Source organism: Streptomyces albicerus, from assembly GCF_008905045.1.
GTDB classification, from domain to species: Bacteria; Actinomycetota; Actinomycetes; order Streptomycetales; family Streptomycetaceae; genus Streptomyces; species Streptomyces albicerus.
This window is the reverse complement of the sequence record NZ_VWMY01000022.1, coordinates 72,002-89,465: the sequence shown is the minus strand read 5'-3', so window position 1 is coordinate 89,465 and position 17,464 is coordinate 72,002. Positions and strand designations below refer to the sequence as shown.

Annotated in this window: 15 protein-coding genes; 6 read left to right on the top strand and 9 right to left on the bottom strand. The window is 70.0% G+C overall.

From position 1 onward, the window contains the following. Positions 1 to 9 precede the first annotated feature (9 nt). The 3 genes from GAS53_RS21165 to GAS53_RS21155 form a co-directional block, all read right to left on the bottom strand. Positions 10 to 852: an ABC transporter permease gene (locus GAS53_RS21165; RefSeq protein WP_151479217.1), complete on the bottom strand. Its 843-nt coding sequence runs from the start codon at positions 850 to 852 to the stop codon at positions 10 to 12. Positions 853 to 922: 70 nt separating this feature from the next. Then, the gene (locus tag GAS53_RS21160) at positions 923 to 1,903 is read right to left on the bottom strand and encodes an ABC transporter ATP-binding protein (RefSeq protein ID WP_151479288.1); all 981 of its coding nucleotides are present in this window, start codon (positions 1,901 to 1,903) and stop codon (positions 923 to 925) included. Positions 1,904 to 2,121: 218 nt separating this feature from the next. Beyond that, positions 2,122 to 3,342: an NYN domain-containing protein gene (locus tag GAS53_RS21155; protein WP_151479216.1), complete on the bottom strand. Its 1,221-nt coding sequence runs from the start codon at positions 3,340 to 3,342 to the stop codon at positions 2,122 to 2,124. A 224-nt stretch (positions 3,343 to 3,566) separates the two neighbouring features. On the opposite strand from GAS53_RS21155, the gene GAS53_RS21150 reads away from it, so the two are divergent. Then, a complete protein-coding gene (locus GAS53_RS21150) occupies positions 3,567 to 3,746 on the top strand; it encodes a hypothetical protein (protein ID WP_151479215.1) in 180 nt (59 codons plus the stop codon). 96 nt (positions 3,747 to 3,842) lie between these two features. Here the strand turns inward: GAS53_RS21150 and dnaE are convergent, their stop codons facing one another. Beyond that, complete coding sequence (dnaE, locus tag GAS53_RS21145) at positions 3,843 to 7,382, bottom strand: DNA polymerase III subunit alpha (RefSeq protein ID WP_151479214.1); 3,540 nt, start codon at positions 7,380 to 7,382, stop codon at positions 3,843 to 3,845. 247 nt (positions 7,383 to 7,629) lie between these two features. Between dnaE and GAS53_RS21140 the strand changes: the two genes are divergently transcribed. The 4 genes from GAS53_RS21140 to GAS53_RS21125 all read left to right on the top strand — a co-directional run bounded on the left by GAS53_RS21140 (position 7,630) and on the right by GAS53_RS21125 (position 12,315). Next, on the top strand, positions 7,630 to 8,958 hold the full coding sequence (locus GAS53_RS21140) for a DUF2252 domain-containing protein (RefSeq protein ID WP_151479213.1): 1,329 nt from the start codon (positions 7,630 to 7,632) through the stop codon (positions 8,956 to 8,958). Between the two features lie 68 nt (positions 8,959 to 9,026). Continuing rightward, on the top strand, positions 9,027 to 9,713 hold the full coding sequence (locus GAS53_RS21135) for a hypothetical protein (protein WP_151479212.1): 687 nt from the start codon (positions 9,027 to 9,029) through the stop codon (positions 9,711 to 9,713). 46 nt (positions 9,714 to 9,759) lie between these two features. Then, positions 9,760 to 10,560, top strand: a complete 801-nt coding sequence (locus tag GAS53_RS21130; protein WP_151479211.1) for a DsbA family protein — start codon at positions 9,760 to 9,762, stop codon at positions 10,558 to 10,560. A gap of 96 nt (positions 10,561 to 10,656) precedes the next feature. Beyond that, on the top strand, positions 10,657 to 12,315 hold the full coding sequence (locus GAS53_RS21125) for an alkaline phosphatase D family protein (protein WP_151479210.1): 1,659 nt from the start codon (positions 10,657 to 10,659) through the stop codon (positions 12,313 to 12,315). Between the two features lie 76 nt (positions 12,316 to 12,391). On the opposite strand, the gene GAS53_RS21120 is transcribed toward GAS53_RS21125, so the two are convergent. After that, positions 12,392 to 12,961: a dienelactone hydrolase family protein gene (locus tag GAS53_RS21120; protein WP_151479209.1), complete on the bottom strand. Its 570-nt coding sequence runs from the start codon at positions 12,959 to 12,961 to the stop codon at positions 12,392 to 12,394. A 124-nt stretch (positions 12,962 to 13,085) separates the two neighbouring features. On the opposite strand from GAS53_RS21120, the gene GAS53_RS21115 reads away from it, so the two are divergent. Next, positions 13,086 to 14,207 (top strand): mechanosensitive ion channel family protein, encoded by a 1,122-nt coding sequence (locus tag GAS53_RS21115; protein ID WP_151479208.1) that lies wholly within the window; start codon positions 13,086 to 13,088, stop codon positions 14,205 to 14,207. Positions 14,208 to 14,248: 41 nt separating this feature from the next. On the opposite strand, the gene GAS53_RS21110 is transcribed toward GAS53_RS21115, so the two are convergent. From GAS53_RS21110 to lspA, 4 genes are all read right to left on the bottom strand, one after another. Then, positions 14,249 to 14,989, bottom strand: coding sequence for an SDR family NAD(P)-dependent oxidoreductase (locus tag GAS53_RS21110; RefSeq protein ID WP_151479207.1), 741 nt, complete (start codon positions 14,987 to 14,989; stop codon positions 14,249 to 14,251). A gap of 235 nt (positions 14,990 to 15,224) precedes the next feature. Then, positions 15,225 to 15,695: a GNAT family N-acetyltransferase gene (locus tag GAS53_RS21105; RefSeq protein ID WP_151479206.1), complete on the bottom strand. Its 471-nt coding sequence runs from the start codon at positions 15,693 to 15,695 to the stop codon at positions 15,225 to 15,227. Beyond that, entirely contained in the window at positions 15,692 to 16,636 is a 945-nt protein-coding gene (locus tag GAS53_RS21100) for an RluA family pseudouridine synthase (RefSeq protein ID WP_151479205.1), read from the bottom strand. Before GAS53_RS21100 ends, GAS53_RS21105 begins: the two co-directional genes overlap by 4 nt. Positions 16,637 to 16,685: 49 nt before the next feature. Then, a complete protein-coding gene (gene lspA, locus GAS53_RS21095) occupies positions 16,686 to 17,360 on the bottom strand; it encodes a signal peptidase II (protein WP_151479204.1) in 675 nt (224 codons plus the stop codon). Between the last annotated feature and the right edge of the window lie 104 nt (positions 17,361 to 17,464).

The following is a 17,464-nucleotide window of genomic DNA, read 5'->3' as shown; positions in this document are numbered from 1 at the left end:
TCAGGCGCGTCACCGGACGGCCGCCCGGCGGTAGGCCCAGGTCGCGACCGCCAGCGAGGCGACCCCGACGCCCGCGCACACGGCGAGGTCGAGCAGGACGACACCCCAGTCCGGGTTCGCCTCGAAGGTCAGCCCGAAGGCCTCGACGCCGTACGTGGAGGGCAGCAGGTCACGCGCGTACTGGACGACCGTCGGCAGCCGGTCCGGCGGCAGCACCCCGAGCAGCAGTGCGGCGGACATACCCAACTGCCCCAGCAACGTGGCGAGTTCGGGGCGCGGCGCGAGCAGTCCGAGCGCCGCCCCGAGCCCGGCGAGCGCCGCGCCCGCGAGCGGGATCACCGCGGCGAGGATCCACAGGTGGGTCAGCGGCAGCCCGAAGAGCACACTGCCGACCACGGCGGTGACGAGCGTCCCGGGCACGGTGAAGGAGGCGTACGCGGCGGCCGCGCCCAGCACGATGGCGGCGGGCGGCACGGGCAGTGTCGCGTAGTGGTCGAGGCCGCCGCTGGCGCGCAGCTGGCCGAAGTACTGGGCGAGCAGGTTGAGCGCGACGAACGCGACCACGAGGACCGACGAGCCGGCCACCACGGCCCGCGCCTCGTCGCCGCCGTCCACGACACCGCGCATCAGGACCATGATCCCGACGGACTGGAAGGTCGCCACGAACAGCAGCGGGATCCGGGCCACCCGGGCCCGGGAGAGCTGCGCCCGGTACACGGCGGCCAGCGCCGGCCACAGCCGCGCGCGCGGCCCGAGCCCGGCCACAGCACGCGTGCCGTTCTCGGCGTCCGCGGCCCGGTTCCCGTCCGCGCGGGCTGCGCCGGGCAGGACCTCGGCGGGTACGACACTCACGTCGAGCGGCTCCTGTTCGCTTCGGCTGTCGTCCTGTACCTGTTCCGTACGGCTGCGGGGGCCCGCACGCTCATGCCTTGACCAACCCCCGTACGTTCCCGGCGCTGCCGCCCAGCGCCAGATACACGTCCTCCAGGCTCGGCGTCGCGAGCGTGAAGTCGTCCAGGGCCGCGAAGGCGGCGCCGCCGGTGACGGCACCGACGGCCGCGCGGGCCTCCTCGGGGGAGAGCCGCAGCGACCAGAGTCGGCCCGACTCTACGGCGCGGTCGCGCAGGGCGGCGACCTCGGGCACGTCGAGGGGTGCGCGCTCGCGCCAGACGAGTTCGAGGCGCACCTCGCCCGCGACCTGCTCCTTCAGCCCGGAGGGGGTGTCGCAGGCGATGACACGGCCCCTGTCGAGCACGGCTACGCGGTCGAGGACCGTCTCCGCCTCGATGACGTTGTGGGTGACCAGCAGGACGGTCGTGCCGTGCTCGGCCCGGCGCCGGTCGACGGCGCCCCAGACGGCGCGGCGGGCCACCGGGTCCATACCGGTGGTCGGCTCGTCGAGGACGAGGAGCGGCCGCGCGCCGACGAGCGTGGTGGCGAAGCAGGCGAGCCGCCGCTGCCCGCCGGACAGCTTCTTGAGCGGCCGCGAGGCGAGGGCGGTGAGCCCCAGCTCCTCCAGGACCGAGTCCCGCTCGGCCCGCGCGCTCCGTACGTCGAGCCCGCGCAGCCGCCCGGTGGTCTCCGAGGCGAGCGAAACGGTCAGCTCGTCGAGGGCGGTGGACTCCTGTCCGAGGTAGGCGAGGATCCGTGCCGCCCGCTCGGGATGGCGCACGATGTCGTGCCCGAGGATCTCGACGCTGCCGCGGTCGGGGCGCATCAGCCCGGTCAGCTGCCGTACGAGGGTGGTCTTGCCGGCTCCGTTCGGCCCGAGCAGCCCGAAGATCTCGCCCTTCCGGATGTCGAGCCCCACGCCGTCGGTGGCCCGCACCTCGGGCGTACCGGGTGCGCCGCGCCGCCCGCGCACCGCCGGATAGGTCTTCGTCAGATCCCGCACCGCGCACACGACATCCCCACCGTGCCCGTTCCGGACTGCCTGTGCGGTGCGCGTACTCACGAGCATTGAGAGTACGGGGTCACGACCGCCCGACGACGCCCGGGGCGGGCATACACCCGATATCGGCCCCGTAAGGGGCGCGAGGAACTGCGCGACCAGCCCCCACCCACCCGCAGATCACACACAACGCCCGCCACCCCGCACCGAACCAACCTCAGCCGAACCCCTTACTCCCCCGCGGGAGCATGCTCGGCAGCGGTCCGTACGTCGATCTCCCGCCAGAACCCGGCCCGAATCGCATAGCGGTCGTGCTCGTCGATCTGGTCGTCCTTGTGGGCGAGCAGCCCGAACCGCGCGGCATACCGCAGCAGCTCCCCGTCGATCCGATGCGGCACCCGGGGATACATCGTGGACAGCTTCTGCAGGTGGGCCTGGTCCGACAGCCGCCCCATCCACCGCCGCGCGAACACCTGCCCGACCTCGTACGGATCCCCGCCCACCGTCGTGATGTCCTCCTCACGGTCGGCCCACCGCTGCTCGGCCGTGGTGAGCTGCGCGAGCGTCGGCAGCAGGGCGGCCTCCGCGGACTCGGCGGCGGTACCGGGCCGGTCGACCCATCCCTTGTCGGAGGACCACCGAAGCGTCGCGTTCGCCGGCTGCGCCGGCGTCTGCGTACCGTGCGCGCGCAACGCGGCCAGATCCTTCGGCGTGGGCACGCCCTTGGTGGCCGGCACCCGCTCCTCCGTGCCGTTCTCACTCGGTGGCGCGGCCTGCGCGTGCTCGGCCTCGCGCGCGGGCCGCTCGCCCGCGGAGGTCAGCGCGGACTCGGGCAGCGGCGCCGAGAGGATCGCGGCGATCTCGGGCCGTGGAACGGGCGGCGGCGCGCAGACCCCGCCGAACTCCTTGGCCCGTACGGCCTTGGTGATCCAGGTCCGGTCGAGCACGCGCCGCTCGTCGGCCTCGGCGACGAGGTCCTCGGACTGGTTGTAGTCGCCGTCCGCGGCCTGCACCGCCCACAGGTGCACGGCGACCCCGTGCTCCTTGGCGGCCATCATCCCGGGCAGCAGATCCCCGTCGCCGGTGACGAGCACGACGTCGGAACAGGCGCGGTTGCGCGCCAGCTCCGTGAGCTCGGCGTGCATGGCGGCGTCCACGCCCTTCTGCGCCCACCGCCCGTCGCTGCGGGTCAGCGCGCCCAGGCGCACCGTGACCCGCGGCATCACCCGCAGCCTGCGGTGCTCGGGCTGCGGTACGCGGTCGGGGGCGCCGTCGAACCAGTAGATGCGCAACAGGGGCCGTTCCGTGTCGGACTCGGCGCGCTCGCGCAGCCCCTGGATCAGGGCGGCGTGGTCGACGGTGATCCGCGATCGCGAAGGTTCCCCGGCGAGGAGACTGGCAGCAGCCCCGAGCAGGTACCCGGCGTCCACCAGGACAATGCAGCGGTCCACGCGTTCCACCCTCTTTCCGGGAGGTTTGCTTCGGGCTTCCTTCGAGTCTGCCCGACCGTGCGGAGGTTAACGGCCGGAACTCGATCTTCGGCGTGGCGGATCGGAAGATCACTCAACGACAGAGCTTATTACGCACGGTAATTCTCTGAAATGCGCGGCTTGTCGCGCTATGTGAGTCTGGTCCCGGCCCTGGCCCCTAGATCCCCCGTAGGAGGCAGATCACCATGGCCAAGAACAAGAACCGCAAGCAGGGCGGCCAACAGGACCGCTCCTCGCAGGCCGAGCGTGCGGAGGAGCGGGCGCAGCGGTCCTCGGCGGAGGCGCAGCAGCCGCCTACGCCGCACACTCAGGGCAGCCCTGCCGATGTTGCCCGTAAGCACCAGAAGCGCTTCGGCCACAACTGAGGGTCGCGTGAGGCCTGTTGAGGGCTCCTGAGCCCTGGCACGCAACGAGGGGCGCATCCGCGACGGATGCGCCCCCTTGTACAGCCGGTTGCCGTGTCAGCCCGCCAGGCAGGACGGGCCCAGCAGCACCTTCAGGTCGCCGAAGAGCGCGGGGTCGGGCTTCACCCGGTGCCGGTCGAGCCGCAGCACCGTGGTCTTGCTCGGGCCCTGGAGCTTGATCCGCACCTCGCTCTCGCCCTTGTGGTGGCTGAGGATCTCGCCGAGGCGGCTGATCATGGGCGGGGTGACCTTCAGGGCCGGGATGGTGAGGATCACGGGCGCGTTGGTGCCCGCGTTCGACAGGTCAGGGACCTGGAGTTCCATCGCGACGAGGCGGGGCACGTCCTCGCGTTTGTCGAGACGGCCCTTGACGAACACCACGGCGTCCTCGACGAGTTGGGTGGACACCAGCTGATAGGTCGCGGGGAAGAACATGCACTCGATGGAGCCGGCCAGGTCCTCGACGGTGGCGATCGCCCAGGCGTTGCCCTGCTTGGTCATCTTGCGCTGGAGGCCGGAGATGATGCCGCCGATGGTGACGACCGCGCCGTCCGCGTGCTCGCCTCCGGTGAGCTGGGCGATGCCTGCGTCGGCCTTGTCGGACAGCACGTGCTCCAGGCCGAAGAGCGGGTGGTCGGAGACGTACAGGCCGAGCATCTCCCGTTCCTGGGCGAGCAGGTAGGCCTTGTCCCACTCGTCGGTGGTGAACTCCACGTCGAGGCCGAAGCCGGGCTCGCTGGTGTCCTCCTCCCCCATGCCGCCGAAGAGGTCGAACTGGCCCTCGGCCTCCTTGCGCTTGACCGCCACCACGTTGTCGATCATCGGCTCGAAGTGCGCGGTGAGGCCCTTGCGGGTGTGCCCCATGGTGTCGAAGGCGCCGGCCTTGATGAGCGATTCGGTGGTGCGCTTGTTGCAGACGACCGCCTCGACCTTGTCGAGGTAGTCGGGGAAGGAGGCGTACTTTCCCTTCGCCTTGCGCGAGCGAATGATCGACTCCACGACGTTCGTGCCGACGTTGCGGACGGCCGAGAGGCCGAAGAGGATCACGTCGTCGCCCTGCGCGGCGAAGTTGGACATCGACTCGTTGACGTTCGGCGGCAGCACCTTGATGCCCATGCGCCGGCACTCGTTGAGGTAGACGGCCGACTTGTCCTTGTCGTCCTTGACCGAGGTGAGCAGCGCGGCCATGTACTCGGCGGGGTAGTTCGCCTTCAGGTACGCGGTCCAGTACGAGACGAGTCCGTACGCGGCCGAGTGGGCCTTGTTGAACGCGTAGCCGGCGAAGGGGACCAGTACGTCCCACAGGCCCTGGATCGCCTCGTCGCTGTAGCCGTTCTTCCGGGCGCCTGCCTGGAAGAGGACGAAGTTCTTCGCCAACTCGTCGGGCTTCTTCTTGCCCATCACTCGGCGCAGGATGTCGGCCTCGCCCAGCGAGTAACCGGCGATGATCTGGGCGGCCTTCTGCACCTGCTCCTGGTAGACGATCAGGCCGTAGGTGACCGCCAGGACCTCCTCGAGCGGCTCCTCGAGCTCCTTGTGGATCGGCGTGATCTCCTGGCGGCCGTTCTTGCGCTCCGCGTAGTTGATGTGCGAGTTCATGCCCATCGGGCCCGGCCGGTAGAGGGCCGAGACGGCGGAGATGTCCTCGAAGTTGTCGGGCTGCATCTGGCGGAGCAGCGAGCGCATGGGACCGCCGTCGAACTGGAAGACGCCGAGGGTGTCACCGCGGCAGAGCAGTTCGAAGGTCTTGGGATCGTCCAGCGAAAGGGAGAGCATCTCCAGGTCGATGCCCTTGTTGGCCTTCACCATCTTGATGGCGTCGTCCATGATCGTGAGGTTGCGCAGGCCCAGGAAGTCCATCTTCAGCAGGCCGAGCGACTCGCACTGGGGGTAGTCCCACTGTGTGATGGTCACGCCGTCGGTGTGCCGCACCCAGATGGGGGCGTGGTCGACGATGGGCTCGCTGGACATGATCACGCCGGCGGCGTGCACACCCATCTGCCGGACGAGGCCCTCGACGCCCTTGGCGGTGTCGATGACCTTCTTCACGTCCGGTTCGTTCTCGTACATCGCGCGGATCTCGCCGGCCTCGCTGTAGCGCGGGTGCGAGGGGTCGGTGATGCCGTTCAGGTCGATGCCCTTGCCGAGGACGTCTGCGGGCATCGCCTTGGTGAGCCGGTCGCCCATCGCGTACGGGTAGCCCAGCACGCGCGCGGAGTCCTTGATCGCGTTCTTCGCCTTGATCTTGCCGTACGTGCCGATCATGGCGACCTTGTCGGCGCCGTACTTCTCCGTCACATACCTGATCACCTCGACGCGCCGACGCTCGTCGAAGTCGATGTCGACATCGGGCATCGAGACGCGCTCGGGGTTGAGGAACCGCTCGAAGATCAGACCGTGCGGGATCGGGTCGAGGTCGGTGATGCCCATGGCGTACGCGACGATCGAGCCGGCCGCGGAGCCTCGGCCCGGGCCGACCGCGATGCCCTGCTTCTTGGCCCACATGATGAAGTCGGCGACCACGAGGAAGTAGCCCGGGAACCCCATCTGGATGATGACGTCCATCTCGTACTCGGCCTGCTTCTGGCGATCGTCGGGGACGCCGCCGGGGAAGCGGCGCGCCATGCCGCGGCGCACCTCCTCCTGGAACCAGGTGACTTCGGTGTAGCCGTCGGGGATCTCGAACTTCGGCATGAGGTTCCTGGCCTCGAACATGCCGGAGGTGTCGATCTGCTCGGCGACCAGCAAGGTGTTGGCGCAGCCCTGCTGCCAGGCGTCCGAGGAGTCGATGGCGTACATCTCGTCCGTGGACTTCAGGTAGTAGCCGCCCCCGTCGAACTTGAAGCGGTCCGGGTCGGAGAGGTTCTTGCCGGTCTGGATGCACAGCAGCGCGTCGTGCGCGTTCGCCTCGTGCGCGTACGTGTAGTGCGAGTCGTTGGTGACCAGCGGCGGGATGCCCAGCTTCTTGCCCACCCGCAGCAGATCGTCACGGACCCGGTGCTCGATGTCGATGCCGTGGTCCATCAGTTCCAGGAAGTAGCGGTCCTTGCCGAAGATGTCCTGGTACTCGGAGGCTGCCTTGACCGCCTCGTCGAACTGGCCGAGGCGCAGCCGGGTCTGCAGCTCGCCGGAGGGGCAGCCCGTGGAGGCGATGAGCCCCTCGGACCACTGGGAGATGGTCTCCTTGTCCATCCGGGGCCACTTCTGCAGCCAGCCCTCGGCGTACGCGTCCGAGGAGAGCTTGAAGAGGTTGTGCAGACCCGTGTTGTTCGCCGCCCAGATCGTCTTGTGCGTGTACCCACCCGAACCCGACACGTCGTCGCGCTTCTGGTGCGGCTGACCCCACCTGATCTTCCGCTTGTTGCGCCGCGACTCCGGGGCGACGTACGCCTCGATCCCGATGATCGGCGTGACGCCCGCCTTCTTCGCCGAGTGGAAGAAGTCGTACGCCCCGTGCAGATTGCCGTGGTCGGACATCGCGATATGGGTCATGCCCATCTCGTTGCACGCGTCGAACATGTCCTTCAGCCGCGCGGCACCGTCCAGCAGCGAGTACTGGGTGTGGACGTGCAGGTGCGTGAACGGCGGCTTTGACACGGCTTCGGCCTCCAAGGCAAACGGGCGTCGACGAGCTTCCCAACAGGCTGCGGACAGTCTGGGGGACAGCGTCGAAGTCTATGCCTGAGCACTGACACTCGGAGGGGTCTCCCCCGTACCTTCATACGGGGAAAACGGGCACTCCCGCGCACCTTCGTCCGTTGGAAGGTGACGGAGAGATCCGTTCCGGCGGACGACACATCCGTCCCATTCGTCACGCACCACCTGCACCAGGAGGCACCCACCGATGTCGGTTCCGCAGCTCAGCGCCGAGCAACGCGGCGAACAGATCCTCGCCGTCTTCGACACCGCCTTCGGCGAACTGCTGGCCGCCGACCCGGCCGCGTTCCGCGTGAAGTTCCGGAAGATGGCGGCCTCGGCGTTCGCCTTCTACCGCGGCACGGCGGGCCTGTTCTACCACGACCTGGAGCAGGAGAAGCGGGGCGGACCGTACCTGGACGAGCGCACCTCGCGCGTGTGGATCCACGGCGACCTGCACGCGGAGAACTTCGGCACGTACATGGACGCCCAGGGCCGCCTGATCTTCAATGTGAACGACTTCGACGAGGCGTATGTGGGCCCCTTCACCTGGGACCTCAAGCGCCTCGCGGCCTCGGTCGCCCTGATCGGCTACGCGAAGGCGCTGAGCGACGGGCAGATCACCGATCTCGTCCGGACGTACGCGGTCGCCTACCGCGAGCGGATCCACGCCCTCGCGACGGGCGCCAAGAGCGACGAGGTGCCGCCCTTCACGCTGGACACCGCGCAGGGACCGCTCCTGGACGCGCTGCGTGACGCGCGCTCGCTGACCCGCTTCGGGCTGCTCGACTCGATGACCGAGATCCGCGACTTCGAGCGCCGCTTCGCGCCGGGCGGCGGTTCCATCGAGCTGGACGCGGCCACCCGCTACAAGGTCCTCGCGGCCTTCGACGGCTACCTGGAGACGCTCCCGGAGGCTTCGCTCGCCCGCCCGGACTCGTACCGGGTGAAGGACGTCGTGGGCCGCCGCGGCATCGGCATCGGCTCGGCGGGGCTGCCCTCGTACAACATCCTTCTGGAGGGGCACACCGACGCCCTGGAGAACGATGTCGTGATCTACATCAAGCAGGCCCAGACCCCGGCCGTCTCCCGGCACATCACCGACCCGGCGATCCGCGAGTACTTCCAGCACGAGGGCCACCGCACGGTGATCTCCCAGCGCGCCCTCCAGGCGCACGCCGACCCGTGGCTGGGCTGGACCGAGCTGGACGGCGAGGGCCAGCTGGTCGCCGAGGTCTCGCCGTACGCGGTGGATCTGGACTGGGGCGACATCGACGACCCGGAGGAGATCGCCGCGGTCGTCGCCGACCTGGGCCGGTCCACCGCCACCATGCACGCGGCGGCGGACGACGAGAGCGGTCACTCGGAGCTGGTGCCGTTCTCCACGGAGCGCGCCATCGACGCGGCGATCGCGGCCGACGAGGACAGCTTCGGCGACCTCCTTGTGGACTTCGCGCATGAGTACGGGGCACGCGCGCGTGCCGACCACCAGATCTTCGTGGACCTGTTCCGTAACGGACGGATTCCGGGTCTGTAGCCACCCGACAACTCACAGGAACCCTTTAGGGCTCCCCTACAGGAGTACGTGACACACTTTCCAGCGCTATGGACATATCCGGGACCCAGCTCAGAGCCGTGCGCGCGGCGCTGTTCACGGCACTCGTCGTGACGCTCAGCACCGCGTCGCACGTGCTGCTGTCCCGAGTCCCGCTGCCGGTGACCACCGTGGCCGCGATCGCCGGCGCCGTCTTCGTCGTCGCGTACGCGCTGGCGGGCCGCGAGCGTGGCTTCGGGCGGATCGCCGCCCTGCTGATCCCGCTGGAGCTGGCCGCCGACACGCTGTTCACCGCGGGCCAGCACGCCTGTTACGGCAAGGCGGGCGGCCCGGTCGCGGGTCCGCTGCGCTCGGTCGGCTTCGACGTGTTGTGCGGCGGCGGTGAGGTCGGCACCCCGCTGGCCCGGGTGACAGGTGGCGAAACGCAGCCCGCCGCGGCCCTGCTCGCGAACGCCGACCCGGCCGCCGCCTGGCTGCTGCTCGGCGCACATGTCGGCGTCGGCCTGCTCGCGGCCGCCTGGCTGCGGCGCGGCGAGCGGGCCCTGGCCCAGCTCCTGGGCGCGGTGGCCGCGGCCACCTTCCGGCCGCTGCTGTTCGCGGTCGCCGCGGTGACCGTACGCCGCACTCCCGTACGCCGGCTGCCGCGCCCCACGCACCGGGTCGCCGCCACGCGTACGCGCCTCTTCGTGCACTCCCTGGGACGGCGTGGACCGCCGTGCTCGGCCGTTTTCGCCTGAGCACGCCGGTCCCCATACACCCGCCATCACCACGGAGAACACGATCATGAGCAAAAGGAACAGCCAGGCCGCGAAGTCGGCGGCCCGTGAGCGGCTGCGCATCGAGCGCGAGCGTCAGGCCAAGCGCGACAAGGTCAGGCGACAGGTCATCGTCGCCGGTTCCGTCGTCGGCGTCCTCGCGATAGCCGGCGGCATCGGTTACGCCGTCGTACAGAACAACGAGCCCTCGAAGTGGGAGGAGGCCGCCGACGCGAAGGTCGTCGCCCCCGCCAACACCTCGGGCAAGAACGGCACCACCGTCGTCGTCGGCGACTCCAAGACCGACAACACGGTCCACCTCTACGAGGACCCGCGCTGCCCGGCCTGCGCCTCCTTCGAGCAGACCATCGGCGAGACCGCCAACAAGGGCATGGAGGACGGCGACTACAAACTCTCCTTCACCCTCGGCACGTTCCTCGACGGCAACCTCGGCGGCGACGGCTCGAAGAACGCGCTGAGCGCGCTCGGCGCCGCGCTGAACGTGAGCACCGACGCGTTCCTGGACTACAAGGCCGCGCTGTACTCGACGAAGTACCACCCGGAGGAGTCCACCGACAAGTTCGCCAAGGACAGCTACCTGATCGAGGTGGCGAACACAGTGGACGCGCTGAAGAACAACAAGAAGTTCCAGGACGCCGTCGAGAAGGGCACGTACGACGCCTGGGCGATGAAGATGAGCAAGTCCTTCGACGACGCCGAGGGTGTCGACTCGACACCGACCATCAAGATCAACGACAAGAAGATCGAGAACCCGAGCACCGTCGCCGACTGGCAGAAGGCGCTCAAGGACGCGGGCGTCACCAAGTAACGCGCTCTGTACGGGCGGGCGAACTTTTCCACGTTCGCCCGCCCGTCACGTTTTTCGCCTTACAGAAAGCCCTACCCATCAGTAATCTGACCGGCCGTGACCAGTCGACTCAGATCTCACTCCAGCCCCAACTCCCCCGCCCCGCGCCGCCGTACGGTCGTCAAGGCCGCCGCCGCGACCGCCGTACTCGCGGCCCCGCTCGCCGCCGCGCTGCCGGCCCGCGCCGCCGAGGCCCCCGCCTTCCTGCACGGCGTCGCCTCCGGTGACCCGCTGCCGGACGGCATCCTGCTGTGGACCCGGGTGACGCCCACGGCCGAGGCGATCCCCGGCTCCGGGCTCGGCCCGGACGTCGAGGTCGGCTGGACGGTGGCCCTGGACAAGGCGTTCACGAACATCGTGGCCAAGGGCTCCACCACCGCGACCGCCGCCACCGACCACACCGTCAAGGCGGACGTCCGCGGCCTGAAGCCCGCCACGACCTACTGGTTCCGCTTCACCAGCGGCACCGCCGACTCACCGGCCGCCCGCACCCGCACCGCCCCCGCCCATGACGCGGCCGTGGCCGGGATGCGCTTCGGCGTGGTGTCCTGCGCCAACTGGGAGGCCGGCTACTTCTCGGCGTACCGGCATCTGGCCGCGCGCGGCGACCTGGACGCCTGGCTGCATCTGGGCGACTACATCTACGAGTACGGGACCGGCGAGTACGGAACGCGCGACACCGTCGTACGCCCGCACGCCCCGGCGCACGAGATCGTCAGCCTCGCCGACTACCGCACCCGGCACGGCCGTTACAAGACCGACCCCGACCTTCAGGCCCTGCACGCCGCGGCCCCCGTCATCGCGATCTGGGACGACCACGAGTTCGCCAACGACGCCTGGTCGGGCGGCGCCGAGAACCACACCGAGGGCGCGGAGGGCACCTGGTCCGCCCGCCAGTCGGCCGCCAAGCAGGCCTACTTCGAGTGGATGCCGGTCCGGCCCGCGACCGAGGGCACCACCTACCGGCGGCTGCGCTTCGGCAGGCTGGCCGATCTCTCGCTGCTCGACCTGCGCTCGTACCGCTCGCAGCAGGTGACGGTCGGGAACGGCTCGGTGGACGACCCGAACCGTACGCTCACCGGCCGGGCGCAGCTCGACTGGCTGAAGGCCGGGTTGAAGACCTCCGACACCAGCTGGCGGCTGGTCGGCAACTCGGTGATGATCTCGCCGTTCGCCATCGGCTCGCTCTCCGCCGAGCTCCTGAAGCCGCTCGCCGAGCTGCTCGGCCTGCCCAAGGAGGGCCTGGCCCTCAACACCGACCAGTGGGACGGCTACACCGACGACCGCCGCGAACTGCTCGCGCATCTGCGGGACAACGCGATCCGCAACACGGTCTTCCTCACCGGCGACATCCACATGGCCTGGGCCAACGACGTGCCGTACAACGCCGGTACGTATCCGCTGTCGGCCTCCGCCGCCACCGAGTTCGTCGTCACGTCGGTGACCTCCGACAACCTCGACGACCTCGTCAAGGTCCCGGAGGGCACGGTGTCGGCCATCGCCTCGCCCCTGATCCGGGCCGCCAACCGGCACGTCCACTGGGTCGACACCGACCGGCACGGCTACGGCGTCCTGGACCTCACCGCCGAGCGGGCGCAGATGGACTACTACGTCCTGTCCAACCGCACGTCCGCCAACGCGACGGCGTCCTGGGCCCGTTCGTACCGCACGCGCAGCGGCACACAGAAGGTGGAGCGGGTGTACGACCCGGTCTGATCCCACGGCGACAGGCTGGCGACGGGCTACGGACTGTCGCCGGGCTCCAGGCTGTCCGAGCAACAGGCTGTCCGGGCTACAGGCTGTCGAGGAAGCCGAGCGCCACCCGCCAGGTGGCCTCGGCGGCCTCCTCGTCGTAGTCCGGCAGGCCGGGGTCGGTGTAGAGGTGCCCGGCGCCCGCGTATCTGAAGATCTCCACGTCGGCGCCCGCCCTGCCCATCTGGAGGTACCAGGCGCTCAGCCAGTCATCGGTCTCGAAGGCGTCCGGCTCGGCGACGTGCAGCTGGACCGGCAGCTCGTCCACCGAGGCGCTCTCCGCGATGTCGGACGTGCCGTGCAGGAGCAGCAGCCCGCGGGCCTTGTCGTCACCGAGCGCCAGGGTCTGCGCGGTCGCCGCGCCGAACGAGAACCCGGCGTACACGAGCCCTCGCCCCGAATACGGCGCCGCGGCCAGGATCGCGCGCTTGAGCAGCTCGTCCTTGCCGATCTCGTCCTTGAAGGCCATGCCCTCCTCGACGGTCTCGAAGGTGCGCCCCTCGAAGAGATCGGGCGTCCACACCTCGTGTCCCGCCGCGCGCAGCCGGTCCGCCGCGTCGTGCACCGCGGGCCGCAGACCGTAGGTCGAATGGAAGAGCATGATGTTCATGAGGCCATGGTGCCAGCCACGACTGACACTGCCCGGGCGGGGCGACGCAGGTCGGGGCGCGTGGCAGGCGATGGGGCCGAGACCACATGTTCATGACCGCCCCGAGCCGGTTACGGTCGAAGGCATGGAGAACGTGCTGCGCCCGCTGATCGTCGTCGGCGGCTCGCTCGTACTGACGCTGCTCGTCGGCTGGGTCGTCGACCTGCTGCTGCGCCGTGCCGACCAGCGCCACAACGAGACCCCCCAGTGGGGACTGCTGCGGCGCTGCCGGCTGCCGCTGCAGTTCGTGCTGTGTACGGCGCTGCTGAGAGCGTCGTACGACCAGGCGGACATCGCCGCCGAGCACGACGAGGCGATCGGCCGGATCCTGACGCTGGTCCTCATCGGGTCCACCGCCTGGCTCCTGGTGCGTATCGCGGCGGCGATCGTCGAATCCTCGTACTCCCGCTACGCGAACGCCCACCGCGATCCGGCCAGGGTCCGCCGCGTCCGTACGCAGGTGACGCTGATCCAGCGCGTGGTCACCGCGATCGTCGGTGTGGTCGCGATCGCCGCGATGCTGCTGACGTTCCCCGCGATGCAGGCGGCCGGAGCCTCGCTGCTGGCCTCGGCGGGCATCCTCGGCATCGTCGCCGGTGTGGCCGCGCAGTCCACGCTCAGCAACCTCTTCGCGGGGCTGCAGATCGCCTTCGGCGACATGGTTCGGCTCGGCGACACGGTGGTGGTGGACGGCGAGTGGGGCACGGTCGACGAGATCACCCTGACCTTTCTGACCGTACTGACCTGGGACGAACGCCGGATCACCATGCCGGTCTCGTACTTCACGTCCAAGCCGTTCGAGAACTGGTCCCGCGGCAGTGTGCAGATGACCGGCACGGTCTTCTTCCACCTGGACCACAGCGCGCCCGTCGAGGAGATACGCGAGAAACTCCGCGACATCCTGCGCGCATGCCCCGCCTGGGACGGTCGCGACTACGGCCTCGCCGTCACCGACTCCACCCCCAGCACCATGGAGGTGCGCGCCCTGGTCACCGCGAAGGACGCGGACGACGTCTGGACGGTCCGCGTCACCGTCCGCGAGGAAATGATCCGCTGGCTGACCGCCCAGCACCCCTACGCACTGCCCCGCGTCAACACGGCCGACGCGATCCTCCCCCCGGGCTCCCACCCGAACGGCAACGACGGACAACCGAGAAGAACGCCGCGCAATCGCGCCGTGGAACCACCACGGACGGGACGGGGCTGAACTCGGGCTCTCCCTCCCACCCCCTGATGTCGTCGATGTCCTCAATGTCCCCGCTCGGCCCCGCCGTTCACCTGAATCACCTGGGCCGTGATGTGCCCGGCGGCGGGTGACGCCAGCCAGTGGAGGGTCTCGGCGACATCCCCGGGCGTCCCGGCACGGCCGGTCGAGGTCTCGGCGATCAGCCGCTCGCGGCGCGCCTCCTCGATGGGCCCGCCGAAGAACTCGGTCTCCTCGACGTAGCCGGGCGCCACCAGGTTCACGGTGACGCCGCGCGGCCCGAGCTGCCGGGCGAGTTCGAAGGCGTACGGGTGCAACGCGGCCTTGGACGCCGCGTACGCCCCGCTCCCGGACCCCCGGTACGCGGCGATGGAGCTGAGGAAGAGCACCCGCCCGCCGGGCGACGCGAGCCGGTCCCGCAGAGCCTCGGTGAGCAGCACGGCGGTCAGCGTGTTGAGCCGGAAGTTGACGGTCCAGTTGTGCGCGGCGACGTCGAGGGGGTCGTCGCTGTCGGCCTTGGGCTCCAACTGCCCGTTCCCGCCCGCACTGTGCACGAGCACGTCAACGGTCCCGAGCTCATCGGCGACGTACCGCGCGACCCCGCGCACCCCGTCGACATCACTGAGGTCGGCCGCGTAGGTGAGCGCCCCGGGCACCGCGGCCTTCTCCAACACCTCCCGGCGCCGCCCGACCAACAACACCCGATCGCCACCCGCCGCAAATCCGCGAGCCGCCGCGAGCCCGATCCCGGTCCCACCACCACTGATCACCACGTTGCGTGCCATGGGCCGATCCTACGAAGCTCGGCTGCTCAGAAGCGCCCCAAAGGCGCGCGGCGCTGTGACACATGCGGCTCCGCGGCGCGGGCGGGAAGGAACCCGCCCCTCAGTCGAGCGCGGTGCCCGGCAGCGAGAACGTGCCACTGACGGCCGCGGCGATGGCGACGTGGTACAGCACGATGGCCGTCACGTCGTTGAACCCTTACGGGGAGCGGTGCCCGCCGGACTTCACCGATCCCGCTCAGAGAGCGCGCCGCATCGCCCGATGCGGCATCCCCGCGTCGTCGAACTCCGGCCCGTACGCCGCATACCCCAGCCGCTCGTAGAACCCCAGCGCATGCGTCTGCGCGTGCAGATCCACCGCCGTCAGCCCACGCGCGCGTGCCGCGTCCTCGATACCCCGGACCAGCGCGACCCCTATACCGAGCCCCCGCGCGGCCTTCACGACGGCGAGCCGCCCCAGGGACCCGACACCGGGCTCGCCACCGGCCCTGGCGGCCGCCACCTCGCCGTACAGCAGCCGTCCCGCGCCGAGCGGCACCCCGTCCTCGCGCACGGCGACCACATGCACGGCATCGGCGTCGTACGCGTCGTACTCGAGGTCCTGAGGGACCCCCTGCTCGACGACGAAGACCTCCTTGCGCACCGCGAAGCAGGCCTCACGGTCGGCGGGGTCCTCGGCCACCCGCACCACGTAGGACGCCGAGCTCATGCGTAGCTTTCCTCCCGGACGCGGTCCAGCGCCTGCTGCAGGTCCTCGGGGTAGTCGCACGCGAACTCGGCCCACTGGCCGTCCCCGGGGTGCTCGAAGCCGAGCCGCACCGCGTGCAGCCACTGCCGGGTGAGCCCGAGCCGCTTCGCCAGCGTCGGGTCGGCGCCGTACGTCAGATCGCCGACGCAGGGGTGCCGGTGGGCCGCCATGTGGACGCGGATCTGATGCGTACGCCCGGTCTCCAGCTTGACGTCGAGCAGCGAGGCCGCGCGGAACGCCTCGACCAGGTCGTAGTGCGTCACGGAGGGCTTGCCCTCGGCGGTGACCGCCCACTTGTAGTCGTGGTTCGGATGCCGGCCGATGGGTGCGTCGATCGTGCCGCTGGTCGGGTCCGGGTGGCCCTGGACCAGCGCGTGGTACCGCTTGTCGACCGTGCGCTCCTTGAACTGGCGCTTGAGCGACGTGTACGCGTACTCCGACTTGGCCACCACCATGAGGCCCGACGTGCCCACGTCGAGGCGGTGCACGATGCCCTGACGCTCCGAGGCGCCCGAGGTCGAGATCCGGTACCCGGCGGCCGCGAGACCGCCGATCACGGTCGGGCCCGACCAGCCGGGGCTGGGGTGGGCGGCGACTCCGACGGGCTTGACGATCACGACCACGTCATCGTCGTCGTGCACGATCTCCATGCCCTCGACGGGCTCGGCGACGATCTGCACGGGCGCGGGCGCCTGTGGCATCTCCACCTCGAGCCAGGCGCCGCCGTGCACCCGCTCGGACTTCCCGACCACCGAGCCGTCGACCGTGACCTTTCCCGCCGCGGCAAGCTCGGCGGCCTTCGTGCGGGAGAACCCGAACATGCGTGAAATGGCGGCGTCGACGCGCTCGCCCTCCAGGCCGTCGGGCACGGGCAGGGTACGGATCTCGGGAATCGTGCTCACCCGTCGAGTATGCAGGACGGGTCGGACAGTCCTGACCGGAGTCCGAACGTCAGTCCTTGTGGACGGTCCCGTCCGGGTCGAGCCCGCGGAAGGACAGCAGCACGATCAGGATGCCGCCGCAGACGATCGCGGAGTCGGCGAGGTTGAAGACCGCGAAGTGCTTGGGTGCGATGAAGTCGACGACCGCGCCCTCGAAGACGCCAGGCGACCGGAAGATCCGGTCGGTGAGGTTGCCGAGCGCACCGCCGAGCAGCAGCCCGAGCGCGATGGCCCAGGGCAGGCTGTAGAGCTTGCGGGCGAGCCGGGCGATCACCACGATCACGGCCGCGGCGATCACCGTGAAGATGATGGTGAAGGCTTCGCCGAAGCCGAAGGCCGCGCCCGCGTTACGGATCGCCTCGAACTTCAGCCAGTCCCCGATGATCTCGATCGGTTCGTGGTGCTCCAGCTTCGCGACCACGATCATCTTGCTGATCAGGTCCAGCGCGTACGCCAGGGTGGCGACCGTGAACAGCACGGCGATCCGGCGCTTGCCCTTGGGGCGCTCGGCCGGGGCCGCCGCCTCCTCGGAACCCGAGTCTGAGCCGGAGCTCTCGGCCGGGCCCTGCGCTCCCCCGGCATCGGACCGCTCGCCCGACGCCGCGCTCTGGTCGGTCTGCTCCGGTTCGGCGCCCGCCGCCTCCGGGATATCCGGCGTACCGATGATCCGCTCCGCCTCTGCCACGTGAGTCCCTCAACCTAGGTGCCTGACTGAGGACGAGAGTACGGCACGGCGGGCCGCGCCCACGTGCTCAGGAGCGCACCGGGCCGATCGGTTTCCGATCATGA

Bases quoted from the DNA above. Each gene is read 5' to 3' on its own strand.
- GAS53_RS21150 (WP_151479215.1), top strand. From the start codon at position 3,567: ATGGCCAAGAACAAGAACCGCAAGCAGGGCGGCCAACAGGACCGCTCC.
- GAS53_RS21140 (WP_151479213.1), top strand. From the start codon at position 7,630: ATGTCGGTTCCGCAGCTCAGCGCCGAGCAACGCGGCGAACAGATCCTC.
- GAS53_RS21135 (WP_151479212.1), top strand. From the start codon at position 9,027: ATGGACATATCCGGGACCCAGCTCAGAGCCGTGCGCGCGGCGCTGTTC.
- GAS53_RS21130 (WP_151479211.1), top strand. From the start codon at position 9,760: ATGAGCAAAAGGAACAGCCAGGCCGCGAAGTCGGCGGCCCGTGAGCGG.
- GAS53_RS21120 (WP_151479209.1), bottom strand. From the start codon at position 12,961: ATGAACATCATGCTCTTCCATTCGACCTACGGTCTGCGGCCCGCGGTG.
- GAS53_RS21115 (WP_151479208.1), top strand. From the start codon at position 13,086: ATGGAGAACGTGCTGCGCCCGCTGATCGTCGTCGGCGGCTCGCTCGTA.
- GAS53_RS21110 (WP_151479207.1), bottom strand. From the start codon at position 14,989: ATGGCACGCAACGTGGTGATCAGTGGTGGTGGGACCGGGATCGGGCTC.
- GAS53_RS21105 (WP_151479206.1), bottom strand. From the start codon at position 15,695: ATGAGCTCGGCGTCCTACGTGGTGCGGGTGGCCGAGGACCCCGCCGAC.